Origin of the sequence: Sphingomonas sp. IC4-52 (assembly GCF_020707225.1) — a bacterium.
GTDB lineage: Bacteria > Pseudomonadota > Alphaproteobacteria > Sphingomonadales > Sphingomonadaceae > Sphingomonas.
Genome location: NZ_JAJFEU010000001.1, coordinates 392,790 through 417,777, shown reverse-complemented (window position 1 = coordinate 417,777; position 24,988 = coordinate 392,790). Strand labels below are relative to the sequence as shown.

The 24,988-nt window shown below is 61.9% G+C and carries 27 protein-coding genes; 10 read left to right on the top strand and 17 right to left on the bottom strand.

Annotation, left to right across the window (positions count from 1 at the left end; all coding sequences use genetic code 11):
• Positions 1-102 precede the first annotated feature (102 nt).
• The 5 genes from LK535_RS01975 to LK535_RS01955 are packed head-to-tail and all read left to right on the top strand — an operon-like array spanning position 103 to position 1,382.
• Positions 103-471, top strand: coding sequence for an XRE family transcriptional regulator (locus tag LK535_RS01975; RefSeq protein WP_227770212.1), 369 nt, complete (start codon positions 103-105; stop codon positions 469-471).
• On the top strand, positions 468-650 hold the full coding sequence (locus tag LK535_RS01970) for a hypothetical protein (protein WP_227770211.1): 183 nt from the start codon (positions 468-470) through the stop codon (positions 648-650). Before LK535_RS01975 ends, LK535_RS01970 begins: the two co-directional genes overlap by 4 nt.
• The gene (locus LK535_RS01965; protein ID WP_227770210.1) at positions 647-868 is read left to right on the top strand and encodes a hypothetical protein; all 222 of its coding nucleotides are present in this window, start codon (positions 647-649) and stop codon (positions 866-868) included. Before LK535_RS01970 ends, LK535_RS01965 begins: the two co-directional genes overlap by 4 nt.
• The gene (locus LK535_RS01960; protein ID WP_227770209.1) at positions 868-1,134 is read left to right on the top strand and encodes a DUF2312 domain-containing protein; all 267 of its coding nucleotides are present in this window, start codon (positions 868-870) and stop codon (positions 1,132-1,134) included. Before LK535_RS01965 ends, LK535_RS01960 begins: the two co-directional genes overlap by 1 nt.
• A 14-nt stretch (positions 1,135-1,148) precedes the next feature.
• Positions 1,149-1,382 (top strand): helix-turn-helix transcriptional regulator, encoded by a 234-nt coding sequence (locus tag LK535_RS01955; protein ID WP_227770208.1) that lies wholly within the window; start codon positions 1,149-1,151, stop codon positions 1,380-1,382.
• Positions 1,383-1,783: 401 nt separating this feature from the next.
• Here the strand turns inward: LK535_RS01955 and LK535_RS01950 are convergent, their stop codons facing one another.
• The 16 genes from LK535_RS01950 to LK535_RS01880 all read right to left on the bottom strand — a co-directional run bounded on the left by LK535_RS01950 (position 1,784) and on the right by LK535_RS01880 (position 15,834).
• Positions 1,784-2,095 carry a PilZ domain-containing protein gene (locus LK535_RS01950; protein WP_227770207.1) on the bottom strand — a complete coding sequence of 104 codons (312 nt, stop codon included), beginning with the start codon at positions 2,093-2,095 and terminating at the stop codon, positions 1,784-1,786.
• A gap of 37 nt (positions 2,096-2,132) precedes the next feature.
• Positions 2,133-2,360 carry a 50S ribosomal protein L31 gene (gene rpmE / locus LK535_RS01945; protein WP_066778564.1) on the bottom strand — a complete coding sequence of 76 codons (228 nt, stop codon included), beginning with the start codon at positions 2,358-2,360 and terminating at the stop codon, positions 2,133-2,135.
• A 105-nt stretch (positions 2,361-2,465) separates the two neighbouring features.
• Positions 2,466-2,942 (bottom strand): 3-hydroxyacyl-ACP dehydratase FabZ, encoded by a 477-nt coding sequence (gene fabZ, locus LK535_RS01940; RefSeq protein ID WP_227770206.1) that lies wholly within the window; start codon positions 2,940-2,942, stop codon positions 2,466-2,468.
• 8 nt (positions 2,943-2,950) lie between these two features.
• Positions 2,951-3,595, bottom strand: coding sequence for an OmpH family outer membrane protein (locus tag LK535_RS01935; protein ID WP_227770205.1), 645 nt, complete (start codon positions 3,593-3,595; stop codon positions 2,951-2,953).
• A complete protein-coding gene (gene bamA / locus LK535_RS01930) occupies positions 3,595-6,243 on the bottom strand; it encodes an outer membrane protein assembly factor BamA (RefSeq protein WP_227771041.1) in 2,649 nt (882 codons plus the stop codon). The genes LK535_RS01935 and bamA overlap by 1 nt, the downstream gene beginning before the upstream one ends.
• A 122-nt stretch (positions 6,244-6,365) precedes the next feature.
• Positions 6,366-7,499, bottom strand: a complete 1,134-nt coding sequence (locus LK535_RS01925; protein WP_227770204.1) for a M50 family metallopeptidase — start codon at positions 7,497-7,499, stop codon at positions 6,366-6,368.
• A complete protein-coding gene (locus LK535_RS01920) occupies positions 7,496-8,653 on the bottom strand; it encodes a 1-deoxy-D-xylulose-5-phosphate reductoisomerase (RefSeq protein WP_227770203.1) in 1,158 nt (385 codons plus the stop codon). The genes LK535_RS01925 and LK535_RS01920 overlap by 4 nt, the downstream gene beginning before the upstream one ends.
• Positions 8,650-9,405, bottom strand: coding sequence for a phosphatidate cytidylyltransferase (locus LK535_RS01915; protein WP_227771040.1), 756 nt, complete (start codon positions 9,403-9,405; stop codon positions 8,650-8,652). The genes LK535_RS01920 and LK535_RS01915 overlap by 4 nt, the downstream gene beginning before the upstream one ends.
• Before the next feature lie 47 nt (positions 9,406-9,452).
• A complete protein-coding gene (gene uppS, locus LK535_RS01910; RefSeq protein ID WP_227771039.1) occupies positions 9,453-10,130 on the bottom strand; it encodes a polyprenyl diphosphate synthase in 678 nt (225 codons plus the stop codon).
• Positions 10,131-10,165: 35 nt separating this feature from the next.
• Entirely contained in the window at positions 10,166-10,291 is a 126-nt protein-coding gene (locus LK535_RS16730) for a hypothetical protein (protein ID WP_265333966.1), read from the bottom strand.
• Positions 10,288-10,845, bottom strand: coding sequence for a ribosome recycling factor (frr, locus tag LK535_RS01905; RefSeq protein ID WP_227770202.1), 558 nt, complete (start codon positions 10,843-10,845; stop codon positions 10,288-10,290). Before frr ends, LK535_RS16730 begins: the two co-directional genes overlap by 4 nt.
• Positions 10,832-11,575: a UMP kinase gene (gene pyrH, locus LK535_RS01900; protein WP_227770201.1), complete on the bottom strand. Its 744-nt coding sequence runs from the start codon at positions 11,573-11,575 to the stop codon at positions 10,832-10,834. Before pyrH ends, frr begins: the two co-directional genes overlap by 14 nt.
• A 234-nt stretch (positions 11,576-11,809) precedes the next feature.
• A complete protein-coding gene (gene tsf / locus LK535_RS01895) occupies positions 11,810-12,763 on the bottom strand; it encodes a translation elongation factor Ts (RefSeq protein WP_227770200.1) in 954 nt (317 codons plus the stop codon).
• A 165-nt stretch (positions 12,764-12,928) separates the two neighbouring features.
• Entirely contained in the window at positions 12,929-13,735 is an 807-nt protein-coding gene (gene rpsB / locus LK535_RS01890; RefSeq protein ID WP_227770199.1) for a 30S ribosomal protein S2, read from the bottom strand.
• 501 nt (positions 13,736-14,236) lie between these two features.
• A complete protein-coding gene (locus LK535_RS01885) occupies positions 14,237-15,103 on the bottom strand; it encodes a CDP-alcohol phosphatidyltransferase family protein (RefSeq protein ID WP_227770198.1) in 867 nt (288 codons plus the stop codon).
• A complete protein-coding gene (locus LK535_RS01880; protein ID WP_227770197.1) occupies positions 15,100-15,834 on the bottom strand; it encodes a phosphatidylserine decarboxylase in 735 nt (244 codons plus the stop codon). Before LK535_RS01880 ends, LK535_RS01885 begins: the two co-directional genes overlap by 4 nt.
• Positions 15,835-15,949: 115 nt before the next feature.
• On the opposite strand from LK535_RS01880, the gene LK535_RS01875 reads away from it, so the two are divergent.
• From LK535_RS01875 to LK535_RS01855, 5 genes are all read left to right on the top strand, one after another.
• Positions 15,950-17,170: an NADP-dependent isocitrate dehydrogenase gene (locus LK535_RS01875; RefSeq protein WP_227770196.1), complete on the top strand. Its 1,221-nt coding sequence runs from the start codon at positions 15,950-15,952 to the stop codon at positions 17,168-17,170.
• Positions 17,098-18,303, top strand: a complete 1,206-nt coding sequence (gene opgC / locus LK535_RS01870; RefSeq protein ID WP_227770195.1) for an OpgC domain-containing protein — start codon at positions 17,098-17,100, stop codon at positions 18,301-18,303. Before LK535_RS01875 ends, opgC begins: the two co-directional genes overlap by 73 nt.
• An 18-nt stretch (positions 18,304-18,321) precedes the next feature.
• Complete coding sequence (locus LK535_RS01865) at positions 18,322-20,106, top strand: cation:proton antiporter (RefSeq protein ID WP_227770194.1); 1,785 nt, start codon at positions 18,322-18,324, stop codon at positions 20,104-20,106.
• Between the two features lie 51 nt (positions 20,107-20,157).
• Positions 20,158-21,327 carry a glycosyltransferase family 4 protein gene (locus tag LK535_RS01860; protein ID WP_227770193.1) on the top strand — a complete coding sequence of 390 codons (1,170 nt, stop codon included), beginning with the start codon at positions 20,158-20,160 and terminating at the stop codon, positions 21,325-21,327.
• Positions 21,328-21,437: 110 nt separating this feature from the next.
• Positions 21,438-22,043 carry a CC0125/CC1285 family lipoprotein gene (locus tag LK535_RS01855; protein WP_227770192.1) on the top strand — a complete coding sequence of 202 codons (606 nt, stop codon included), beginning with the start codon at positions 21,438-21,440 and terminating at the stop codon, positions 22,041-22,043.
• A gap of 154 nt (positions 22,044-22,197) precedes the next feature.
• On the opposite strand, the gene secA is transcribed toward LK535_RS01855, so the two are convergent.
• Entirely contained in the window at positions 22,198-24,933 is a 2,736-nt protein-coding gene (gene secA / locus LK535_RS01850; RefSeq protein WP_227770191.1) for a preprotein translocase subunit SecA, read from the bottom strand.
• Between the last annotated feature and the right edge of the window lie 55 nt (positions 24,934-24,988).

Sequence of the window (24,988 nt, the reverse complement as noted above, 5' to 3'; positions counted from 1 at the left end):
GCTTTGTGCTGCCTGGACAACATAACCATCATGACCGCAGTCCCGAAGAGTTGGATCCGCCGGATAGATTTTACCCCGGGCTCTTACCTCAAGACGCGCCGCGTGGCGCAGCTGCTCGATCTGCACCAGGTCGCCGCGAAGATCCGCACCCAGCCGCACGTGCCCGAGCACGATCTCGTCGCTTGGCTCGAGGGCATCGAGGCAGACGTCGTGCCGGCTTCAATCACCACGATCGACGTGCTCCACGCCGCCTTCCGCTTCGATCGCTCGGTGCTCGCCGCATTAGACGCGATCGTGAAGGGCGAGCGCGATCCCGAACACACGCCGCGGATCTGCCGCATCTGCGCTTGCAGCTGGCGCTTGCCCTGCACCCGCAGCGGCGAGGCCTGCGCTTGGATCTCGGGCGAAGACCTCTGCAGCGGCTGTGTCGACGCGCTCGCGGCGCCGGTCGCCGAGGGCGCTGCGGCATGAGCCGCTACCGCGCCCGCCTACGGGTGGCGATCGGCTTGGGTGCGCTGGTGATCTGCGTCGTGATCGCTGCCGCCAGCAAACCCGAGGACGTCGTCGTCGTCACGATCATCCTCGTCGCGATCGTCGTGGCCGCCGCCGCGGCCAACCACCTCATCCTCATCAAGGGAATTCGATCATGATCCCTCTACGCCACCCGATCGAAGGGCAGCCGTTCCAGCTCGACCTTCACCCGTACCACTGCGATTGCCCGAGCTGCGGTGACATCGCTAACGAAGCTCCCCTCGCCCGCACGCTCGCAAACTGCGCAGTCGCCGCCCTCGGCGCCGTGCTGCTCGGCCAGCTGATTGGCGTGGTGCTCGAGCGCACCGGCTTCCTCGCCATGATCGGGATTGGCTGATGGCTGAGGAACGCGGCGAGGGCATGGGCGGCGGCCAGGTCGCTGCCGAAGAACTCCGCCTCCTAATTGAGCGCGCGGAGCGCCTCGAGGAGGAAAAGAAGGGCATCGCGGATGATATCCGGGACGTCTTCGCCGAGGCCAGAAGCCGCGGCTACGACCCGAGAGCGATCAAGAAGATCATCTCCATCCGCAAAAAGAAGCGCGAGGAGTTTCAGGAAGAGGAAGCGATCCTCGAAACCTACATGCAAGCGCTGGGCATGCTCTGATGAGACGCCCCCCCATGAAGGTCGCCGAAGCGAAACGGGAAGGTCGCCCGGCACGCGGTGGTCGCTTCATGCGCCTGCCCGACGTGATTGCGACGACCGGGCTTAGCCAGGCGACGATCTACCGCCTGATCAGGCGAGCGGAATTCCCCCGGCAGCACCAACTCACCGTTCGGAGCGTCGGATGGTGGGAAGCGGACGTCGAGGAGTGGCTTCGCAAGCGAAGCCCCGATGCAACTCACGTCAGCTGATCAAGCCGCGCCGCGGGGGCACCCGCGGGGGCATCATACAAAAGTTCACCGAACGAACCCGAGTGAAAGCAGTGACATATGACCCGCAATTCGGCAGCCACCCCATCCGCCAACCCAGCCTGCGCAAAGCGTGTCGGCGTTACCTTCGCTACCCGGATCTTGGGACAGGCACGGACGTGATAGCTACTTGGCGGTCGCCAATAGCTTCTCTGGGGTAGAAAAGCTTAGATGGGGATCCGTCTACAGATCAAACCATGCCGGCGAGCAGTTCGATACCGTCGATCATCCCCAGCTCATGGCTCAGGCGGCGATCAACAGCGGCTTGATGAAGCACGTGCCCGAGCTGTTCATCGGAACACCCTACCCTCCGGGCATCCGGAGCTGAGTCCACGCTTACGTCCTCACAAGACCAGCAACTGCTTGAAAATGTCGGGTCGGAGGGGCTTGTTGAAGCGGCAGCCTGCCGTGAAATCGTCAGCCCACATCACATCTGCTGAAAGGGTGCCGGCGAGAGGCAGCGTGAGCCAGATGCTACTCCCGACACGCAGCGCAGAGTGCGTCTGCATCCGGGCTCCATCTATGGAGATGTCCACGATCTTGCATAACGTGCGCCGCAAGCCGCCATCGCCCACCCGCACATCAAACGAAACCGGCGCACGCGGGCTGCGGCGCCGGCCAGTCGTTTCAGCTGGTTCATATTCCGCCGCGAACATCAGGCAAATGCTAGGCTCGCGGCGGTTAACCAGTCGTTTACTTGCGAAGCGTGAGCCCGCCGAAACGCTTGTTGAAGCGCGCGACCTGACCACCCTGGTCAAGCATCTGACCGCGACCGCCGGTCCATGCCGGGTGCGCCAGCGGATCGATTTCGAGCGTCATCGTGTCGCCTTCCTTGCCCCAGGTGGAGCGGGTTTCGTACACAGTGCCGTCCGTCATCTGCACCTTGATCATGTGGTAGTCGGGGTGGGTGTCTTTCTTCACGTCTTCTTCTCCGGAATGGCTGGTTCCAACCAGCCTAAAAGGAAGCGGCGCGCCTAGCAGACGCGCGCTCCCCCTGCAATCCACAGCTTTCGGCCTAGACCAAGCTCACGCAGAGGGCGGATCAGCGATCATGGCCGTGAACTCACATTCGGCGGCCAGGTCATCACCGATCAGTGCCCTTCCCGCAAACTTGCACACCCGGGCGCGCTTTTGCACGAAGGAAACCTGAAGCCGCAGCAGAACCCCGGGCTCCACCGGCTTGCGAAATTTCACGCCGTCGATCGACATGAAATACACCAGCTTGCCGGTACCCGCGAGACCGAGGCTCTCGACCGCGAGGACGCCGGCGGCCTGCGCCAGCGCCTCTACGATCAGCACGCCCGGCATGATCGGACGCCCTGGGAAGTGCCCTTGGAAGAACTGCTCGTTCATCGTCACCGCCTTGATGGCGGTGATCGACTCATCGGGCACCAATTCTTCCACCCGGTCGACGAGCAGCATCGGATAACGATGCGGCAGCGCCGCCATCACCCGAGTGACGTCAAAGGGCCCGAGTGCCGTCGAGGTGGGCGTATCGGTCATGACTGGGATCAGCGACCCTGCGGCTGGTTACGCTGCGGCTGGGCTGCCGGCGCGGCCTGTGCCTGACCCTGTCCGCCCGGCTGCCAGTTTGCCGGCGGCGTGATCCCGACGCTCGGCACCGACTTGTCGAGTTCAGCGGTGATCGCCGAGGTGATATCAGCGGCGGGCTGTGCATAGAGCGCAGCCTCGGGACGCAGCAGCAGCGTCACGTTGCGCGCGCGCACGGCAGCCTGCACCGCATCCGACAGCTTCGCGCTGATCTGCTCAATCGCATAAGCTTCGGCACGCTGAGCCGGCTCGGTCAGACGGGCGAGCTCCTGCTGAGCGGCCTGCTGCTTGGTCTGAATGGCCTGTGCCTGAGGACGAAGCGACGCTTCGCTTGCGCCAGGCGCCCGCGCGGCCGTCTGATAGGCGGTCACCAGCGGCTGCAGCTCGGCCTGGATCGCGGTGCGCCGCGTGTTCGCCTGATCGAGCTGGGTCTTGTACTGCGTCTGGATCTGCGAACGGGCAGTCGTCCAGGCCTTGGAATTGGCAACAGCCTGCTCCGGGTTGGCGACAGCGATGCCTGACACCTGCGCGGTGGCGGTACCAGCGGAAAACGCAACCGGGGCCGCGAGTGCTGCGGCGAGCAGCATGTGCTTGAACTTGGTCATCAGAACTGAGTCCCTACGTTGAAGGTAATAAGCTTGTCGTCGTCGCCTTCCTGCTTGATCAGGGCGCGAGCGATGTCGATGCGCAGCGGGCCGAATGGCGAGGTCCAGTTGACGCCGAAGCCGACCGACAGACGCGGCTTGGCCGAGTTGCCGAGGAAGCTTTCCTTGAACGGCTGCGACGCGATCTGCGCGGTATTCGGGATGATGCCATTGCAGTTCCCGCTGGCATCGGGGATGCCGGCCGCGCAGGTCGTGGTGACCGGAACCCCGGCCGGGTTCGTGTAGTAATAGAGCGGGTTACCAGCGGTATCCGTCTGCGGCAGCGGCAGCACGATCGTGTTGCCATTTGCGTCCGTCGTCGTCGGGAACACCGCTGTCGGACGCGGACGGGTGATGTTGAACAAGCTGCCCGCCTGAACATAGACCGACGGACGGAGGCCAAGCTCACGCGCGCCCGAACCAAGCGGAATCTCGAGCTCGATACGGCCGAGGTAGTAAGCCGTGCCGCCAAGTGCGTCATCGACGATTTGATCACGATCCGTGATCAGCACCTGAGCGCCGCTCTCGTTTGTCGTATAATATTGCCGCAGCACGCGCGGCCCGACGCCGCGGATGTCGAAGCCGCGGAACTGCGGCTCGCCAAGGTAGAAGCGGTCGGTAATGCGGATCGGATCAACGCCCTCGTCCGGGCTATCCTCGAGCGGATGGATGTAGCCGCCCTCCGCCAGCGCGGAGAGGACGAAGCCGCCGCCAATCCCCCAATATTTCGCCGCATCGGCACGGGTGCGCAGATACTTCACATCGCCGCCAAGACCCGCAAAGTCCTGGCTGAAGGTGAAGCGTTGGCCAGCGGTCGGACGCAGGCGGCTGTTGAGGCTGTCGTAGATCAACGAATAGCCGACGGACGAGGTCAGACGGTTGCCCAAAGCGTCACACAGATAGCGCCCGGCAAGAAGCGGGTCGCACCGCCCGTTCCGGAAGAACTGATCGCGATCCAGGCTCACTTCATCATAGGACAGGCCATAACGCGCCGACAAAGACCAATATTCGGTCAGCGGAACGCCAGCGCGCACCTGGAAGCCGGTCGACACCTGGCTGTAGGTCGTCTCACGATTGTTATTGATGAAGTTGAAGGCATTGTAGTCGCGGCGGAACACATCAACGCCGACCGCGATGTTCTTGTCGAATAGATAAGGTTCGGTGAACCCGGCCTCGATCGACTTCGAATAGCTCGAATAGTTCACGCCGAAGCGAAGTTCCTGGCCCTTGCCGCGGAAATTACGCTGGGTCAGGTTGAACTGCAGAATGAAGCGTTCGAGGCTCGAGAAGCCGGCCGACAACTGAAGCTCACCGGTCGCACGCTCTTCGACGTTCGCGCCGAGGATGACGCGATCAGGTCCCGTGCCTGGCGTCTGCTTAATCTCGAACTTGTCCTGGAAATATCCCAGGCTGTTGATGCGGTCTTGCGAACGACGCACCTGGAAGCTGTTGAACGCGTCGCCTTCCGCAAGGCGGATCTCGCGGCGGATCACCTTGTCCTGAGTCTGCGTGTTGCCCGTGATGTCGACCCGCTCAACGTAGGTCCGCTTTGCTTCCGCGATGTGGAAGTTGATGGACATGGTAAGCGATTCACGATCGCGCTGGAACTCCGGATTGATCTCCGTGAAGGCGTAGCCGAACAGGCCCGTCGTCTGGCTGAGGCTGTCGACGGTGTCTTCGACCAGCTTCGCGTTGTACCAGTCGCCCTTCTTCACAGCGAGCGTCTTGGCCAGCGCCTTGTCGTCGAAGTCGCGAATGTCGCTGTCGACGGTGACGTCACCGAACTTATAACGAGGGCCTTCCTCCACCACGTAGGTGATGATGAAGTCTTCCTTGTCCGGCGTCAGCTCGGCCACCGCGCTCGTGACCCGGAAGTCGGCATAGCCCTCGGTCAGATAGAATTGGCGCAGCTTCTGCTGATCGTACGCCAAACGATCCTGGTCGTAGGTGGTGTTGGACGACAGCAGGCGGAAAAGCCGTGCCTGCTTGGTCGCCATCTGCTCACGCAGCTTGTCGTCGTCGAACACCTCGTTGCCGATGATGTTGATCTGCCGAACCTTGGACTTGGGGCCTTCGCTGATCTCGAAGACCACGTCGACGCGGTTCTGATCGAGCGACACCATCTTGGGCTCGACACTCGCGCCAAACCGGCCCTGGCGGCGGTATAGCTCCACGATGCGGGCGACATCCTGGCGAACGGCCGAGCGGGTGAAGACCTGGCGCGGCTTAAGCCGGATCTCCTTGGTAATCTTGTCCTCTTTCAGGCGCTTGTTGCCCTCGAGGATGACCCGATTGATGATCGGGTTCTCGCGTACGCGAAGAACGATGTCGCCCGTTTCCGCGCCCGACACCGTCACGTCAGCAAACAAGTCGCTGGCGTATAGGTCCTTGATCGCCTGATCGAGCGCTTCGTTGGTGTACGTCTGTCCCACGCGAAGCTTGGTGTAGCTAAGCGCGGTATCCGGCTCGATTCGTTGCGAGCCTTCGACGCGCAGCGACCGAATCGCGCGTTCGACCGGAGGCGCGACCGCTGGCGCGGCCTGCTGCACCTGAGGCTGGGCAGACGTGCTCTGCTGCGCTGCCGCCATGGACGGAACGCCCGCAAGCATCGTGCAGCCAAGCAGAAGCGCAGCCGCGCGCGGTCGAGCAAACGAAGTGTTCAATACAGTCACCAAATCCACCCCGGTAAGCCCAAACAAGCCCGTGAGCGCAGCGCCCTGCCCTTGAATCGTCAACCGATCAAGCGGGCGAGGCTGCGCCAAAGGCCGAAATTCCCCAGATCATTGAAGGTCACCAGCAGCATGAGGCCGAGGATCGCCGCCAGACCGCCGCGAAACGCCCATTCCTGTGCATCCGGCCCGACCGGACGCCGGCGCACTGCCTCAATCGCGTAGAAGAGCAAATGACCGCCATCCAGCATGGGAACTGGCAGCAGGTTGATGAACCCCAGATTGATGGACACCAGCGCGATCAGAAAGACGAAGGCTTCCGGGCCAAGGGTGATCTGCTCACCCGACACCTTTGCAATCGACAGCGGACCGCCCAGCTCCTTTACCGAGCGGCGACCGGAGATGATCTGACCGATCGTTTCCACCATCATGGAAACGATCTCGCCGGTCCGGCGAACTGCGATGCCCGGCGCCTCCAGCAGGCTCACCGGCACGGACACTCGCTCCCCGCGGGCAATGCCCAGCATGCCGATACGGTAGCTGTTGCCGAAACGGTCGACCTGTTGTTGAACCCCGATGGTCACCGGACGCGTCAGCTGCTCACCGGCGCGCTCGAACGTAACCTGCGTCACCTCGCCCGGATGGATCCGGGTGTAGGACAGCATGTCCTCGAAGATCGCGATCTCGCGATCGCCCAACCGAGTGATGCGGTCGCCGGCCTGCAGCCCTGCCCGTGCGGCAGCACTTCCCTGCACTACCGTTCCGACCACCGGAGGCGTGCGGGTATCGCCAAATGCGAGGGCGAAGCCGCCCAGGATCAGCATGGCAATCAGAAAGTTGACGATCGGGCCAGCCGCGACGATGATCGCCCTCTGCCAGACCGGTTTCGCCTGAAACGTGCGATTACGCTCTTCGGCCGGCAGCGACAGCCACTCGGCCGACGGCTGGCTCACCGCGTTCATGTCTCCGGCGAAGCGGACGTAGCCGCCCAGCGGCATCCATCCGATCTTCCAGCGCGTCCCACGCTTGTCGGTCCAGCCGGCAATCTCGCGGCCAAAGCCAATCGAGAACACGTCGGACTTCACCCCGAACCAGCGAGCGGCCAGATAATGCCCCATCTCGTGCACGAACACGAGCGGCCCGATTACCAGTACGAAGGCGAGCAGCGTCAGCGGCAGGCCAGGAGTTTCGATCAAGCGACGCGATCCTTCACACGCTCTTCCGCCAGTGCCCTCGCCTCGCGATCCACATCTAGAACCGCGTCGAGCGACGAGGGAGCGAGCGGATCAAAGCGTTCCAAGGTATCGGCGACGATTGCGGCAATTTCGAGGTAACCGACGCGCCCCTTCAAAAAGGCATCAACCGCCACTTCATTGGCCGCGTTCAAGATGGCCGGACGGGCGCCGCCTGCCTCCAGCGCCTCTCGGGCGAGACGAAGCGCCGGGAAACGCTCCTGATCGGGGGCCTCAAAGTCCAGACGACCGACACGGACCAGGTCCAGCCTCTCGCCAGGCGTTGCCATGCGATCCGGCCAGGCGAGCGCATAAGCGATGGGCGTGCGCATATCGGGCGTGCCGAGTTGGGCAAGGACCGATCCGTCGACATATTCGACCATGGAGTGGATCACCGATTGTCGATGCACAACAATCTCGATCTGCTCCGACGCAACGGGGAACAGGTGGTAGGCCTCGATAAGTTCCAGCCCCTTGTTCATCATCGTCGCGGAGTCGACCGAGATCTTGGCCCCCATCGACCAGTTCGGATGCGCTACAGCCTGAGCCGGCGTGATGGCCCGCATGTCTTCCAGGGGGCGATCGCGGAACGGCCCGCCACTGGCGGTAAGCACGATGCGGCTGACCCGCCCGGCAAGACGCGCGTCAAGGCACTGAAAAATGGCGCTATGCTCGCTGTCGACCGGAAGCAGTGTCGCGCCGCTACGCTGAACCGCAGCGTTCATCACGTCGCCGGCCGATACCAGCGCCTCCTTGTTCGCGAGCGCCAGGGTACCGCCCTGCTCCACCGCAGCCATCGCAGGCCTGAGACCGGCACAACCGACGATTGCTGCGACCGTGACATCGGCGCCCATCGCCGCGGCTTCGGCCACCGCTGCATCACCGCCAGCCGCCTCGATCCCGCTGCCTGCCAGTGCATCACGCAGCGCCGGAAGGCGTGCTTCGTCTGCAACCACAGCGCGCCGCGCTCGCGTGCGCAGCGCAGCAGAGGCAAGCCGCTCAACGTCGCTATTTGCGGTAAGCGCAACGACCCGAAATGCGTCAGGCGAACGCTCGATCAGGTCGAGCGTCGATGTGCCGACCGACCCGGTCGCGCCAAGAACAGTGATTGTCTTCATCGGTAAAGATAGGGCGCGATCACGAGAAAGGCGGCCACCGGAGCGACTGGAACGACACCATCGAGCCGGTCGAGAACCCCACCGTGACCCGGCAGAATATCACCCGAATCCTTCACGCCGGCCTGCCGCTTGAGCCAACTTTCATACAGATCTCCTCCTTGCGCCAGGACAGCCAGCAGGGGAGTTCCCAGGGTCATGCGCCAGGGAAGGCCATAGCGGACATGCAAGATCAGAGCGAGGATAGTTGCCGCCGCCACGCCCCCGATCAACCCGGCCCACGTCTTGTTGGGTGAGAGCTTTGGCGCGAGCTTCGGCCCGCCAATCGAGCGCCCAGCAAAGAAGGCGCCGATGTCGGTCGCCCAGACTAGAGCCAGAGCCCAGAACGCGAACAGCAGACCTTCATCCTGCCGGCGCAGAAACACGAGAGCGAGCACCGGAAGCCCGCAATAAACAACGCCCTTACCCAATCCCGAGCGCCGGGTGACAATGGCGACGAAGAAGGCAGCGCCGGCCAGCAGACCCAGCGAGAAGAAGTCATGCTCCTCCAGCACCAGCGACGCAGGCGCCATCACCGCCAGCGGAACCGACAAGCCGTATTGAGCGATCCGCTTTTCACGTGGCGAGACCTTCTGAAGGTCCGACCATTCCGCCATCATGAACAGTGCGACCACCACCGCCAGCAGCCAGAAGGCGATACCACCAAACCAGAGCGCTGCGGTTGCCACGGCGATCATTGCCACGCTGGCGATCATCCGCAGCCGCAGATTGGATGGCGTACGGAACTTGGCGTCGGGAGCAGTCACAAGCCTCCGAACCGCCGGTTGCGGGTGCCAAACGCAGCGACTGCTTCGTCCAGATCGGACGCGCCAAAATCCGGCCAAAGCGTGTCGACGAACAGCAGCTCGGCGTAAGCGGCCTGCCACAGAAGAAAGTTGGACAGGCGATGCTCACCCGACGTCCGGATCAAGAGGTCCAACGGCGGCATGTCACGGGTTTCGAGTTCAGCCTCTATAGCTGCCGCGTCGATCTGTTCGGGCGGCAAGCGCTCCGCCAGCCGGCGCGCGGCACGTACGAGTTCCGCCTGCGCACCATAGTTCAACGCAATCGCCAGGATCGGGCCCGTGTTCGTGGAACAGCGCGCTAGCGCGTCGTCGATCAGCGCAACTACGTCGCCGGGGAAGCGCCGGTAGTCGCCAAGGATCTTGAGTCGGACGTTTTCACGAACAAGTTCTGCAAGGTCGCTGCGAATGAACAACCGCAGCAGACCCATCAGGTCGCCGATCTCCTCCTCCGGGCGACGCCAGTTCTCGGAAGAGAAGGCATAGATCGTCAGCGCTTCGATGCCGATGGCGCGCGCGTGACGGGTCACGCGTCGCACCGCCTCTACGCCGGCCTTGTGACCGGCGGCGCGGGGTAGCAGGCGCTTCTTGGCCCATCGTCCGTTGCCATCCATGATGATGGCGACATGACGCGGCATATTGACGTTGCCCGCTTGGAGCGCTGGCGCAACGCTCACAGGAGCAAGTTCCCGCCCGCATTGTTGCCGGCGACAGGCAACAGGCACAAAGCCTGCGCCGCGTCGGCCAGCGTCAGCTCCACGGCGGCGCGCAGAAAGGAACCTGAAAGTCCCGAGCTCACTTGCCCAGGATTTCCTTTTCCTTGGCGCTAGCGGCCGCGTCGATGTCCGCAATCGTGGCGTCGGTCAGCTTCTGCACCTCGACCTCGTGCCGCTTGCGTTCGTCTTCGCCGAAGACGCCCTTCTTCTCGTCGGTCTTCAAGCTATCCATGCCGTCGCGCCGGACATTACGAACCGCCACTTTAGCCTTTTCCGCATAGGATCCGGCAAGCTTCGCGAGCTCCTTGCGGCGCTCCTCGGTGAGGTCAGGGATCGGCAAACGCAGTGTCTGGCCATCATTGATCGGATTGAGGCCGAGACCGGCCGATCGGATCGCCTTTTCCACCGGGCTGACGTTGCTCTTGTCCCACACCTGCACGGAAAGCATCCGCGGCTCCGGGACGGAAACCGTTGCCACCTGGTTCAGCGGCATATGCGAGCCATAGACTTCAACCGTCACGGGATCGAGCAACGCGGTGGACGCGCGGCCAGTACGAAGACCAGCCAGATCGCTCTTCAGCGCTTCCACCGCGCCAGCCATGCGGCGCTCCAGATCCGCTTTGTCATACGCGGGCATCGATCATCTCCTGTTCGTTCATTACGATCGTCGATACGCCCTCGCCCCGCAGCACGTCAGCAAAATTGCCGTGCTCGCGAATGTTGAAGACGACGATCGGGATATTCGAATCGCGGCACAATGCTACCGCACTCGCATCCATCACCTTGAGGTTCTTGGACAGAACGGTGTCGTAGGAAATCGTCTCGTAACGCGTTGCGTTCGGCACCTGCTTCGGGTCCGCGTCGTAAATCCCGTCAACGCTCGTGCCCTTGAACAATGCGTCACAGTTCATCTCCGCCGCACGCAAGGCCGCACCGCTGTCTGTGGTGAAGAACGGCGAACCGACGCCAGCCGCAAAGATCACGACCCTGTTCTTCTCCAAGTGACGGACAGCGCGGCGGCGAATGAACGGCTCGCAAACCGACTGCATCGGAATTGCCGATTGGACACGGGTATCGACGCCGATCTGCTCCAACGCATTCTGGACCGCCAGCGCGTTCATGACCGTCGCCAACATGCCCATGTAATCGGCGGTCGCCCGTTCGAAGCCCTTGGCAGCAGCAGCGAGCCCGCGGAAGATGTTGCCTCCACCGACCACCACGCAAAGCTCATATCCTTGAGCCTTAACGTCGGCGATCTCCTCGGCAACACGGCCAGTCACGGCGGGATCAATGGCTAAGCCATCTGCCCCCATCAGAACTTCGCCCGAAAGCTTCAGGAGGATTCGTTTGTAACGAGGGCTAGTCATTTGATCCGATACGGCTGAGGTCGGGCGGCGGGAACCTTAGGGAAGCCCCGCAAGGGTCGCAACCACTACGTCGCGGAACCCTCAATTCCAAGGCGCTGCCTGACCGACAAAAATCATCCCGGCCTCGCTCCGGGAATCAGCTCTTCGGTCACTGCGTAGCGACCGTTTGAGCAGATCTCCGGGCGAGACCGGGATGTTGATCGTCGAGCGACGGCTGGCCGTCGCCCGGAATGATCAGGCGGTCGGCTCCGCCTGCTTGTTCTGCGGCACGCCCGAAGCGGCAGCAACTTCAGCAGCGAAGTCCGACGCTTCCTTCTCAATGCCCTCGCCCAGCTGGAAGCGGACATAGTCCTTCAGAACGATCGGCGTGCCAGCGTCCTTGCCCGCCTTGGCAACAACGTCGCTGATGCGGGTCTTGCCGTCCATCACGAACAGCTGGCTGACCAGCGCATGCTCCTTGCGGTACTTCGCAATCGAACCCTCGACCATCTTAGCGATGATGTCGGCCGGCTTGCCACTCTCGCCCGCCTTTTCAGCGGCAATCGCGCGCTCACGTTCGATCTCGGCCTCGTCCAGGTCTTCCTCGTTCAGCGCCTTCGGGAACGCCGCGGCAACGTGCATTGCCAGCTGCTTGCCGAGGCTCTGAAGCACCTCATCCGAAGCTTCGCTCTCAAGCGCCACGAGAACGCCAATCTTGCCGAGGCCCAGCGCCTGCTGGTTGTGCACGTAGCCGACAACCGCACCCTTCGAGACTTCGAGGCGCTTCGAACGACGGAGCGACTGGTTTTCACCGATCGTTGCAATGTTGTTGGTCAGCACTTCCTCAACGGTCGTGCCCGATGGCATCTTCTCGCCCTTGAGCGAGTCGACATCGCCGCCAGTGGCGAGGGCGATCTGCGTCACTTCACGAACGAAATCCTGGAACTGGTCGTTCTTGGCGACAAAGTCGGTTTCCGAGTTCACCTCAACCGCCGCGCCCTTGGTGCCGCTGGTAGCGATGCCCACCAAGCCCTCGGCCGCGGTACGGCTGGACTTCTTCGCAGCCGCTGCCAGGCCCTTCGTGCGGAGCCAATCGAGCGCAGCGTCCATGTCGCCGCCAGTCTCGTTCAGCGCCTTCTTGCAGTCCATCATGCCTGCACCGCTCTTCTCGCGCAGGTCCTTGACCATCGCTGCCGTGATATCGGCCATCGTGTAATCCTTCCTGTGGATCCCGTGAGGTGGGATCAGCCCGTATGAAACCGCTCGTGCCGAGCCCGCCGAAGTACCGCCCTTCTCTCCGCAGCATTGCAGGAAAGAGACAGTGCTTCGACAAACTCGGCACGAAAAGGTGAGTGGCTTGTCGAAGCCGCAGTCTTACGCGTCGATCTGGCGCGATTCCTCTGCACCCGCCGTGGCAACCACCGGGTCGCTGCCCAGCGCTTCCTCCGCAGGCGGCTCGGCCATGGCACCGAAGTCAACGCCGCCACGGCGCTGCTGCTCTGCGTTGCCGCGGGTTGCGGCGATCGCAACCGCCTCGCAGTACAGCCAGATGGCACGGCTTGCGTCGTCGTTCGCGGGGACCGGGAACGCGATGCCGTCCGGAGACACGTTCGAATCGAGGATCGCAACGACCGGGATGCCGAGGGTGTTGGCTTCCTTGATCGCGAGCTCTTCCTTGTTCGCGTCGATCACGAACATGATGTCGGGAATGCCGCCCATGTCGCGGATGCCGCCCAGGCTCATCTCAAGCTTGTCGCGCTCACGGGTGAGCTGCAGCACTTCCTTCTTGGTGAGGCCGGCGGTGTTGCCCGACAGCTGCTCTTCAAGAGCCTTCAGACGCTTGATCGAGTTGGAGATCGTCTTCCAGTTGGTGAGCATGCCGCCCAGCCAGCGATGGTTGACGAAGTGCTGGCCGGCACGACGCGCGGCGTCGGCAACCGGCTCCTGCGCCTGGCGCTTGGTGCCTACGAACAGCACCTTGCCGCCCGACGCGACGGTCGAGCTGATGAACTCAAGCGCACGCGCAAAGAGCGGTACGGTCTGAGACAGGTCAATGATGTGGACGCCATTGCGCTCGCCGAACAGATACGGCTTCATCTTCGGGTTCCAGCGGTGGGTCTGGTGGCCGAAGTGCGCGCCGGTTTCGATAAGCTGCTGCATCGTGACGACAGGTGCCGCCATAATCTTTATTCCTTCCGGTTAGACCTCTGGGAAGCGGATGGCGCGAGCCTAAAAGGCCAGCGCACCGGTCGTTGTACTTCCCATGCGGAGTTGAGGCCCGCGCCCTTACCGGAACATTCGTCCACGCACAAGCGGCTTGATACCGCTTGACCCGCACGAACATACGTGGAACAAACGCAAGAACAGAGAGGGAACCTAGCCGAACGCGAGTAGGAAATGCCGGTCCACGCAGCAGAGCCCAATGGTGCATTTTGGGTGGAAAGTGGAACAGCAGGTCTTTTCAGCGGTTTGCGCGCTATGGTTCGCAAGTGCCATGGAGGCAGACAATGATGGCGGTTGTGAGTTTCGCGATTTTTATCGGCGCGTTCGCAGTTTCAGCCTATGCTCTTGCGACGACCATCATTCCTCGTTTTGACAGAATTGTTAGCGCGTTGCGCAGGCAAGCGCCGGCAGATCATCAGCCGCTGGCTGCCCTGGTTCGCGCAGAGCAGCGTATCGCCGTCAGGCGTTGGGCGGCACAGGCGCGGCCTGCGCCTGCATACCGGACGCGCGCAGCCGCTTAACTCGTGCATAGCTGGCGATGCTGAATGGCAGCGCCAGCAGATAGGCGATGCTGATTGCGCTCACGGTGTGCCAAGGTGCGGTCACGGCTGCCGCGGCCACGATGACCACAAGGGCCAGAGCCTCGAAGCGAATGTTCCTGCGCAGGCGAAGCGAAGACCACGACCAAGTGGCCAGGCTCGACACCATCAGCAAGGCAGAAAGAACCGTCCACGGCGCGACGATATAGGGCGATCGCAGCGCCGGCTCCTCCGTCCAGAACCACAAGAACATGGGCAGCAGGGCCAATCCAGCGCCGGCTGGCGCCGGGACGCCGGTAAGGAAGCCAGCAGACTTATGTGGCTGATCGTCCGCATCGATATTCGCATTGAAACGCGCAAGGCGTAACGCTGCGAACACTGCCAGCATCAAGGCGGCAATCCAGCCGAACCGCGGCAAGGACGACAGCGACCACAGGTAAAGAATCAACGCGGGCGACACACCAAAGGAAATCGCGTCCGCGAGAGAATCGAGCTCCGCCCCGAAGCGACTCTCACCGTGAAGCAGACGCGCAATGCGCCCGTCGATCCCGTCCAAAAGACCGGCGATAAGAACAAAGGCGACCGCCAGTTGCCAGTGGGTTGCAACGCGATCTGCGAGCGCCGCCAGCTCCGCACCGCGCAGCAATGCCAGATCATTCTCCATCATGCGGGCCTTGATCGCGAACTGCACGCCGCTGAGACCAGAGCATAGCGCCAAGGCGGTAATGGCATTGGGAGCGACGGCGCGCAGCGGAAGGCCCCGCCGCGGACGTATTGGGCGCCTCATTGTGCAACTCCGGATACAGGCGACAATCCCGCGCGGGCCAGGACGGTTTCGCCGGCGATTGTCCGCTGGCCCAGTGCCACCTGTGGAGCATAGCCTGCGGGCAGATAGACGTCGACGCGGCTTCCGAAGCGGATCAAGCCGACGCGCTGGCCCGCGGCCACCATGTCTCCGACCTTGGCGAAGCCGATGATCCGCCGCGCCACCAAGCCGGCGATCTGGGTGAACCCAACCCGGCGGCCGTCATGACCTTCCACGACGAAGTGCTGCCGCTCATTCTCCTCCGACGCTTTGTCGAGATCGGCGTTCAGGAACTTGCCGGAGATATAGACCACCTGCCGGATCGTGCCGGCGATCGGCGAACGGTTGATATGCACGTCGAAGACACTCATGAAGACCGACACCCGGGTAAGATGCGTTGCACCAAGATCCGCGGCGAGTTCGCGAGGTACTGGCACCTCCGCGATCATCGTTACCAATCCATCTGCGGGAGAAACGATCAGATCCTCACCCCGGGGCGTCGTGCGGACCGGATCACGGAAGAACGCCGCCACCCAGATCGTGATCCCCAGAAGCGGCCAGAAAAACACGCTATGAACAATGGTCATCAACAGCGTGATACCGAACGCGATGGCGGCGAACTTCTGCCCTTCGGGATGGACTGCTGGGAAGCGCCACCTGACAGTGGTAGTTACAGGCAGACCCTGTTCTTCGGGTTTCGGCAATGAAGGCATGCGGCCTCGTGTAGCGGGGGGAGCCAATGCGCACAACGCGGGCGTACCGATGGTTGATCCCCCGCCCCCTTACCCGTATCGACCGCGCCAGAACCTCCCTCAAAGGAAACGAACAATGGCGAAGATCAAGGTGAAAACGCCCGTCGTGGAGATCGACGGCGACGAAATGACGCGGATCATCTGGGAATGGATTCGTGAGCGCCTGATCAAGCCGTACCTCGACATCGATCTCGACTATTACGACCTCGGCATGGAGCATCGCGACGCCACCGACGACAAGGTGACGGTCGACAGTGCCAAAGCGATCCAGAAATATGGCGTCGGCGTGAAGTGCGCCACCATCACGCCGGACGAAGCCCGTGTCGAAGAATTCGGCCTCAAGAAGATGTGGAAGTCGCCAAATGGCACGATCCGCAACATCCTGGGCGGCGTCGTTTTCCGCGAGCCGATCGTGATCAAGAATGTCCCCCGCCTCATTCCGGGCTGGACGCACCCGATCGTGGTCGGTCGTCACGCATTCGGCGATCAGTATCGCGCGACGGACTTCAAGGTGCCCGGCGCCGGCAAGCTGACCATGAAATGGACGGGCGAGGACGGCCAGGAAATCGAGCATGAGGTGTTCGACTTCCCGGGCGCTGGTGTCGCCATGGGCATGTACAACCTTGACGAGTCGATCCGTGACTTCGCCCGGGCGTCGCTGAACTACGGCATCAATCGCAACTGGCCGGTCTATCTCAGCACCAAGAACACGATCCTTAAAGCGTATGACGGTCGCTTTAAGGACATCTTTGCTGAGGTTTACGAGGCGGAGTTCGTAGAAAAGTTCAAGGAGCTCGGCATCACCTACGAGCACCGCCTGATCGACGACATGGTCGCATCGGCGCTGAAGTGGAACGGTGAGTTCGTCTGGGCCTGCAAGAACTATGATGGCGACGTACAGTCCGATCAGGTCGCGCAGGGCTTCGGCTCGCTGGGCCTCATGACGTCGGTGCTGATGACCCCGGACGGCAAGACGATCGAGGCCGAGGCGGCGCACGGCACCGTGACGCGCCACTATCGCCAGCATCAGCAGGGCAAGGCGACCTCGACTAACCCGATCGCTTCCATCTTCGCGTGGACTGGCGGCCTGAAGTTCCGCGGCAAGTTTGACGACACTCCGGACGTCACCCGCTTTGCCGAGACGCTGGAGCAGGTCTGCATCGAAACCGTGGAGAATGGCGACATGACCAAGGATCTCGCGATCCTGATCGGCCCGGACCAGAAGTGGATGACGACCGAGCAATTCTTCGAAGCGGTTCGCGTCAACCTCGAGAACAAGATGGCGGCCTGGGCATAAGCTCCGCCCCACCCCACAATGCAGCTCCCGGCACATCGCCGGGAGCTGTCATTGCTCGCGAGCCGCGGATCGACATTCTTCGCGGCTGCGCGCTTCTAACGATTGTCATCAATCATCTCAGCCAAGTGGCGGAGGCAGGCGGCCTTACTTCCGGACTTGTTCCGACGCCGACGCGCTATGGTTATTCGACGGCTGCCGAGCTGTTCGTCATCCTGTCAGGTTATATGGTTGGCTTGGTCTATCTCGCCCGGCCGCAGCCAATCCTCGCCGTCGTCAAGCGCGCCGCAACGCTCTGGCTTTACAATTTCGCACTATTGGCAGCGGTCTTTCCGCTGGCTTTTCTCATGTCGACTATCGAGCTAGACTTTTGGCGCTTCAACGATCTCGTGAATGATCCGCTGGACGCAATCGTTCGCATGGGAGCGCTGCAGCAGGCGCCACGGCTTCTCGACATCCTCCTCCTTTACGTCACCCTTATGTTGATCGCGCCGCTGGCGATTGTCATCCACGCCCGATCGCCCCGGGTCCTGATCGCAGCATCTGCCACTATTTACGTTGTAGCTCAGATCCTTACGATCAAGCGCATCGACGGCTCGCCTACTGCCACCGACGACGGCATATTAAAGCTGCTAAGCTGGCAGGTGATTTTCTTTGTTCCCATGGCGCTGGGCGCGCGACGCTTGCACCTGGCCCTGTTTCGGTGGCTGGAGACCCACCGCACACCATTGGTGCTGTTCGTTTCCCTGTTCCTGGCTGGAGCGCTCCTGAAGACGTGGGAAGCCCCAGCGCCAGAATGGCTGACGCCGCGATACGGCCTTCATCTGCTGCGGCTCGGCCACGCGATATTGGTCCTGATGTTATATACCGCACTGCTTACCGCGGCGCGGCGGCTCCTGCATACGCCGCCAGCAAGGATGCTTGCCACCATCGGCCGTCACAGCTTGGACTGCTTCGCTGCCGGTGTACTCGCAACCTATGTGCTGGCGCTTACATGGGACCGGGCCGGCGGCGGTCACCTCGTTTACTGTCTATCGGTTCTTACTGCGGTGACGCTGACAGCGTTGGTCGCATGGTGGCGGGAAAGCGCACGAAAACCACGACATCGGCATCGCGCTACTGACAATCGAACTTGATCGAGGCAAGGAAAGTGGATGGCGATTGGTCTCGACAACCCGCAATTCTCTGACGCACTGGTGATCCTCGGCGCCGCTGGCCTCGTGATCCCAGCTTTCGCCCGGTTCAAGATCAGCCCGGTTATTGGCTTCATCCTTGTGGGTCTGTTGGTGGGTCCGGCGGGGCTCGGTAGCCAAGTGGACCGATGGCCATGGCTTTACTACCTCACCATCTCGAACCCTCATTCGATTGAGCCGTTCGCAGAATTCGGCATCGTCCTTCTGCTGTTTTCCATCGGCCTTGAACTGTCGTTTCGACGCTTGTGGGCCATGCGCCGTCTCGTGTTCGGAATTGGTCCGGTTGAGCTCTTGGGTTCGGCGCTGATTATTGGTGCGGCTTTGCACATCATGGGACAAAGCTGGCCAGGGGCGATCGGATTGGGCCTCGCTCTCGCACTGTCCTCTACCGCTCTCGTTCTTCCGCTCGTTGGCACCGTCAGTGCCGTTGGTCGGGGCGCGTTCGCCATGCTCCTGTTTGAGGATCTGGCACTGGTGCCAATCATCTTTGCCCTCGGTGCCCTTGCACCTTCGGCGGCAGCAGACGGCTTCGGTAACATCGGCATGGTAGCGCTGCGCGGCGGCTTGACGGTTGTTGCGATCTACATCGGGGGGCGACTGGTGCTCCCGAGGCTGTTCGCCCAGGCGGCACGCACCAAAAGCCCGGAGCTGTTCCTTGCGGCGTCGCTCCTCGTCGTTATTGTGGCAAGTGTCGCCACGACTGCCGCTGGCCTGTCGCCGATTGTGGGTGCGCTGCTGGCGGGTCTTCTGATTGCGGAAACCGAATACCATACAGAAGTTGAGGTGATAACAGCGCCCTTCAAGGGCTTGGCGCTTGGCGTTTTTCTGATCAGCGTAGGAATGAGCCTGGATCTGCGGCTGATTGTCAGGAATTGGTCCGACCTGCTCCTGGCGGTGGCGGGCGTCGTGGCCGTGAAGACGGCAGTTACGTACCTTTTCCTCCGCATCGCCAATGCGCGGCGCGGCGTCGCAGCGGAAACGGGATTGCTCATGGGCAGCCCGTCAGAAACCACGTTGATCGTACTTGCCACGGCCGCCCAGGCGCAACTCATTCAAGCTTCAACGGCTGCATTCTGGCAGACGGTGACAGCCATAGGTCTCACCATCACCCCCGTGTTGGCCAAGGTAGGAAGCGCCATCTCCAGGCGGATCGAAGGTAATGATGACACCTCGGCGACCGCTCCCGACGACGGAAAGCATACGGTCATTATCGGCTTCGGGCGCGTGGGCCGCATGGTTGCCGAACTTCTTGACGTGCATGCCCAACCTTATCTTGCCGTCGAGGCAGACATCGACGTGGTGAAGGCGGCGCGGGCGAGCGGGAAGTCGGTAATGTATGGTGACGTCATCCGTGCAGAGTTGGTAGATCGTCTCAACTTGCCTGCAGCTCGCGCCCTCGTTTTAACGATGGATGATCCGGTACTTACCGTGCGCCTTGCACGACGGGTGCGAGCATTGGCGCCTGAGCTTCCGATCATCGCGCGCGCGCGGGACGCGGCCCACGCTGCAGAGCTTTACCGTGCCGGTGCGACAGATGCGGTGCCGGAGACGTTGGAGAGTTCGCTGCAGCTTTCCGAGGCTGTTCTCGTTGACCTTGGGGTCGCAATGGGCCCGGTGATTGCTTCCATTCACGAAAAGCGCGACGAACTCCGCCAGACGATCCGGCAAGAGGCAAAACTCAGCCGTGAGCCGCGCATCCGCCGCTTGCCGCGACAAAGCGAGATAGGCACCGCATCGCAAATCTAGAGTGACCGCTGCCCAGCGTTCGCCGCAATCAAGCGCTACCCGGCCACGATCATGGAGCCGTCGGACCTTCGTGTCGCACTTTTCAGCGGCAATTATAATTACACCCGAGATGGCGCGAACCAGGCGCTGAACTTGCTGGTAGGCCATCTTCTCAGCCGTGGCGTGAACGTCCGCGTCTACTCACCCACCGTTGCCGAGCCGGCATTCCCGGCAACGGGCGACCTTGTTGATGTGCCGGCCATCCCGCTCCCGGGAGAGCGCGGCGAATATCGGCTCGCCCGCGGCCTGCCCGCAAAGGTGAAGCGTGACTTGGCGGCATTCGCGCCCAACCTGATCCACGTGTCGGCTCCCGACATTCTAGGTCATCGGGCAATCAGCTATGCGCGGCGCCACGGCATTGCGCGGGTGGCTTCGCTGCACACCCGCTTCGAAACTTACCCACGCTATTACGGCTTGGGCTTCATTGAGCCGTTCTTTGAACGCATGCTCGCAAGGTTCTACGATCGGGTTGATCGCGTTCTGGTGCCGGGCCCGTTGATCGGCGACATTCTACGAAGCTGGGGTGTCAAGACGCCAACCACAATATGGTCTCGAGGTGTGAACCATGGCCGCTTTTCCCCTGCCCGGCGCGATCCGCAATGGCGGCGGCAGCTCGGGATTGCGGATCATGAGGTTGCGATCGGCTTTCTTGGACGGCTGGTGAAGGAAAAGGGGCTGGACGTCTTTGCCTCGGTCACGACCGAACTGAAACGCCGCGGGATAGCCCATCGCGTTCTGGTGATTGGTGAAGGTCCGGCGCGCGAGTGGTTCGCCTCGCAAGTTCCAGACGCTGCGTTCGCCGGGTTCCAAGCAGGAGATGAACTGGGACGCGCGGTTGCGTCGATGGACATCTTTTTCAATCCCAGCGTGACCGAAACGTTCGGGAACGTAACGCTGGAAGCGATGGCGGCCAGCATTCCCGTCATCGCAGCACGGGCCTCAGGCGCCGTTGGGCTGGTCGATGACGGCGTTACCGGCTTCCTTGTCGAGCCCCGCGACATCGCCAGCTATGCCGACGCGCTTTCCGCACTGATCAAGGATCCTCAGCGACGCGAAACCATGGGCCGGGCCGGCAATCAGAAGGCCGCCGGTTACCGCTGGGACGCAATCAACGAGGCAGTGCTCAACGCCTATCTTGAAGACGCCGCCTCCACTCTCCAGCGTACTGCCGCCGGCGCGTAGGCGCACGACAAGACGTGGCTTTTCGGAGCCAATCCGTTCATCGGACGTTCCGGCAACAACAGCTACAAGCGATTCATTCCGCCGTATCGGCGGGCTTCGGAGACGTCATAATGAAAATCTTGCGTACCGGTCGCAGCCTGCTGATGGCGACGGCCGTTTCTGGTGCATTGCTGGTCGCGGGGTGCGCCACGGAGACTCCATATCGTCCTGCCACCGGATCCGGCTTCAACCGCACTGGCTTTAGTGAGCGCCAGGTCGAAGCAAACCGTTTCCTCGTCAACTTCGCTGGCAACACCGTTACGGACCGCGACACCGTCGAGCGCTATCTATTGTTCCGTGCTGCCGAACTGACGCTTCAAAACGGCTTTGACTATTTCGTGACGGTGGATCGCCAGACCGATCGCCAGGCGCGGACGTATTCGACGCCCGGCACCGGATTTGGTCCCGGGTGGGGCTATGGCGGTTGGGGCGGCTATTGGGGTCCCTCCTGGCGCTTCTACGGCCGGCCTTGGGGTGGATGGGGCGGCTGGGGTCCGTGGGGTGGCGGATTCAACGACTTCGACGTCCGGACCGTCGACCGCTATGAGGCGTCTGCCGAGATCGTGATGGGCAAGGGCTCACCGCCCTCTGGAGAAGTCCGCGCCTTCAACGCTCGCGATGTTGTCGAGCGGCTCGGACCGACCATCGTACTGCCGGAGCAACAGCGTCGCCGCTGACCGCAGCGAAATGTAAATAGAAGGGGCCCTCGTCAATTCCAGCGAGGGCCCCTTTTTTCACCACAAGTCCTCGACGAGGATCAGATCGCCAAGCGAATGGCAGCCGAGCGCCTGCGCGATCAAGCCGCAGGCGTACTCCTCGACGTGCCGCCGCTTAAACCGTGCCGTGGCAGTGCTTGTACTTGCGGCCGGAGCCGCAAGGGCACGGCGAGTTCCGGCTGACTTGACCACGCCAATTTTCCGGATCTTCACCAAGATCCGCTGCCGTGGGCTGAGGGATCTGCATGGGCGGCATCTGGGTCTGGATGAGACCAAGCGTGCCCGCATCCACATCGGCCGAATTATCCTCTCCCGAGAATGGGTCGAAGTGCGTTGTGATAAAGTCGGGGAGGTCTGGGAGCGGCGGCGGTGCCTGCAGCCGGAACTCGGCATGAGCGATCGTCTTCGTCACGTCCTCACGGATATTGTCGAGCATCCGCTGGAACAGCGCGAACGCTTCCTGCTTATACTCGTTAATGGGAGTTTTCTGTGCATAGGCGCGCAGGTGAACCACCTGACGCAGCGCATCGAGCGTCGCCAGATGCTCCTTCCAATGATGATCGAGGTTCTGGAGAAGGATCGACTTCTCGACCTGCGTCCAGGTCTCTGATTCCAGTTCAGCCGCCTTCGCTGCGATCATCGCGTCGGCTTCGGCGCGCACGCGCTCCGTCACCATTTCCGGGTCGATCGCGTCTTCTTTCAACCAATCCTCAATGGCAGGATGGACATTCAGCACATCGGCGAGACGCGCTTTCATGCCGTCGATGTTCCATTGCTCGGGGTAGGAGCCGACCGGGCAGGCCTCGCCGACAATGGCGTTCACCGTTTCGGCGCGCATGTCCTCAACGACGTCGCCGACCGTCTCCGCGTCCATAATGTCCGCGCGCTGCTCGTAGATCACCTTGCGCTGGTCATTCATTACGTCGTCATATTCGACGACCTGTTTGCGAATGTCGTAGTTGCGCGCTTCGACCTTCTTCTGCGCAGTTTCGATGGCCTTGGTCAGCCACTTGCTGCCGATTGCTTCGCCATCCTCGATGTTGTTCCGCATCATGCGCGCAAACAACGTGTCCGGACCGAAGATACGCAGCAAGTCGTCGTCGAGGCTGAGGTAGAATCGGCTGAGACCCGGATCGCCCTGACGGCCTGAACGGCCGCGCAACTGATTGTCGATACGACGACTCTCATGACGTTCGGTACCGAGGACGAAAAGACCTCCTGCTTCCAGTACCTTGGCCTTTTCAGCGGCAATCTCACCCCGGATCTGCTCAATAGCAGCATCGCGGTCCGGCCCGTCGGGCATGCCCGCAAGCTCGTCTTCCACACGGAATTCGAGATTGCCGCCCAACTGAATGTCGGTGCCGCGCCCCGCCATATTCGTGGCAATCGTGACCGCTCCAAGCCGTCCCGCCTGGGCGACAATGTGAGCTTCCTGCTCGTGATAGCGGGCGTTCAGCACCGAGTGATCGACGCCTTCCTGCTTCAGGAAGTCACTGAGCAGTTCGGATTTCTCGATCGACACTGTACCGACGAGCACCGGCTGACCCTTTTCGGCATGCTGCCGAATTCGCTTGGCAATGGCGCGGAACTTGTCGTGCGTGTCCTTGTAGAACTCATCCTCCTCGTCAACGCGGCGGATCGGATTGTTCGTCGGAATGGTGACGACGTTCATCTTATAGATATCGAAGAATTCTGCGGCCTCCGTCGCCGCAGTGCCGGTCATGCCAGCAAGCTTCGGATACATGCGGAAATAGTTCTGGAACGTGATCGAGGCCATGGTCTGGTTTTCGGGCTCGATCTGAACTCCTTCCTTTGCCTCCACCGCTTGATGGAGACCGTCCGACCAGCGACGACCGTCCATCATGCGGCCGGTAAACTCATCGATGATGATGACCTTACCGTCCTTCACGATATAGTCGATGTCCCGCTTGAACATGACGTTCGCACGGAGCGACTGGTTCAGGTGGTGAACCACCTGGGTATTTTCAAAATCGTAGAGGTTCGCGCCTTCAAGCAGGCCGGCCGCCTCCAGCAGCCGTTCCACCCGCTCGGTGCCCTCTTCGGTGAGAACGATCGTCTTCTGCTTCTCGTCCTTCTCGTAATCGTCCGGCGTGATCTGTTTCACGATCGCGTCGACCTGCATGTAGAGGTCGCTTTTGTCGTCGGTCGGGCCGGAGATAATCAGGGGGGTGCGCGCCTCGTCGATCAGCACCGAGTCGACCTCGTCCACGATTGCCATGGCGAACGGACGCTGCACCATGGACGTGCGATCGTACTTCATGTTGTCGCGCAGATAGTCGAAGCCGAACTCGTTGTTCGTTCCGTAGGTGATATCGGCTGCATACGCCTGGCGCCGCTGCTCATCACTAAGGTTGGGGACAATCACGCCAACCGTAAGCCCAAGGAACCGATACACCCGGCCCATCCAGTCGGCGTCGCGCGCAGCCAGATAGTCATTGACGGTGATGACGTGAACGCCATCACCGGGCAGAGCATTAAGGTAAGTGGCGAGCGTCGCCACCAGCGTCTTTCCCTCACCTGTGCGCATTTCGGCGATCTCACCGCGGTGGAGCACAATACCGCCAATCATCTGCACGTCGTAATGGCGCTGGCCCAGCACGCGGCGAGCAGCCTCGCGCACGGTGGCGAATGCCTCCGGCAGCAGGTTGTCGAGCTTCTCGCCGCTGGCCAGCCTTTCGCGAAACAGCACCGTCTGATTGGAAAGCGTCGCATCGTCCATCGCCTGCAGCGACGACTCGAACGAAGCGATTTTTGCTAGGATGGGGTTGAGCGAGCGAACGTAGCGGTCGTTTGAAGAGCCAAAGAGCGACTTGGCGAAGTTGCCGAACATGAGCTGATATCCTGATAATCGATGCGGCGCGGCAGCCTCGCTGGGCGCGCGCGGA

Coding starts and splice junctions, on each gene's coding strand:
- LK535_RS01970 (WP_227770211.1), top strand. CDS start 468: ATGAGCCGCTACCGCGCCCGCCTACGGGTGGCGATCGGCTTGGGTGCG.
- LK535_RS01965 (WP_227770210.1), top strand. CDS start 647: ATGATCCCTCTACGCCACCCGATCGAAGGGCAGCCGTTCCAGCTCGAC.
- LK535_RS01960 (WP_227770209.1), top strand. CDS start 868: ATGGCTGAGGAACGCGGCGAGGGCATGGGCGGCGGCCAGGTCGCTGCC.
- LK535_RS01955 (WP_227770208.1), top strand. CDS start 1,149: ATGAAGGTCGCCGAAGCGAAACGGGAAGGTCGCCCGGCACGCGGTGGT.
- LK535_RS01950 (WP_227770207.1), bottom strand. CDS start 2,095: ATGTTCGCGGCGGAATATGAACCAGCTGAAACGACTGGCCGGCGCCGC.
- fabZ (WP_227770206.1), bottom strand. CDS start 2,942: ATGACCGATACGCCCACCTCGACGGCACTCGGGCCCTTTGACGTCACT.
- LK535_RS01935 (WP_227770205.1), bottom strand. CDS start 3,595: ATGACCAAGTTCAAGCACATGCTGCTCGCCGCAGCACTCGCGGCCCCG.
- bamA (WP_227771041.1), bottom strand. CDS start 6,243: ATGCTTGCGGGCGTTCCGTCCATGGCGGCAGCGCAGCAGAGCACGTCT.
- LK535_RS01920 (WP_227770203.1), bottom strand. CDS start 8,653: ATGAAGACAATCACTGTTCTTGGCGCGACCGGGTCGGTCGGCACATCG.
- LK535_RS01915 (WP_227771040.1), bottom strand. CDS start 9,405: ATGATCGCCAGCGTGGCAATGATCGCCGTGGCAACCGCAGCGCTCTGG.
- uppS (WP_227771039.1), bottom strand. CDS start 10,130: ATGCCGCGTCATGTCGCCATCATCATGGATGGCAACGGACGATGGGCC.
- frr (WP_227770202.1), bottom strand. CDS start 10,845: ATGCCCGCGTATGACAAAGCGGATCTGGAGCGCCGCATGGCTGGCGCG.
- pyrH (WP_227770201.1), bottom strand. CDS start 11,575: ATGACTAGCCCTCGTTACAAACGAATCCTCCTGAAGCTTTCGGGCGAA.
- tsf (WP_227770200.1), bottom strand. CDS start 12,763: ATGGCCGATATCACGGCAGCGATGGTCAAGGACCTGCGCGAGAAGAGC.
- rpsB (WP_227770199.1), bottom strand. CDS start 13,735: ATGGCGGCACCTGTCGTCACGATGCAGCAGCTTATCGAAACCGGCGCG.
- LK535_RS01885 (WP_227770198.1), bottom strand. CDS start 15,103: ATGAGGCGCCCAATACGTCCGCGGCGGGGCCTTCCGCTGCGCGCCGTC.
- LK535_RS01880 (WP_227770197.1), bottom strand. CDS start 15,834: ATGCCTTCATTGCCGAAACCCGAAGAACAGGGTCTGCCTGTAACTACC.
- LK535_RS01875 (WP_227770196.1), top strand. CDS start 15,950: ATGGCGAAGATCAAGGTGAAAACGCCCGTCGTGGAGATCGACGGCGAC.
- LK535_RS01865 (WP_227770194.1), top strand. CDS start 18,322: ATGGCGATTGGTCTCGACAACCCGCAATTCTCTGACGCACTGGTGATC.
- LK535_RS01860 (WP_227770193.1), top strand. CDS start 20,158: ATGGAGCCGTCGGACCTTCGTGTCGCACTTTTCAGCGGCAATTATAAT.
- LK535_RS01855 (WP_227770192.1), top strand. CDS start 21,438: ATGAAAATCTTGCGTACCGGTCGCAGCCTGCTGATGGCGACGGCCGTT.
- secA (WP_227770191.1), bottom strand. CDS start 24,933: ATGTTCGGCAACTTCGCCAAGTCGCTCTTTGGCTCTTCAAACGACCGC.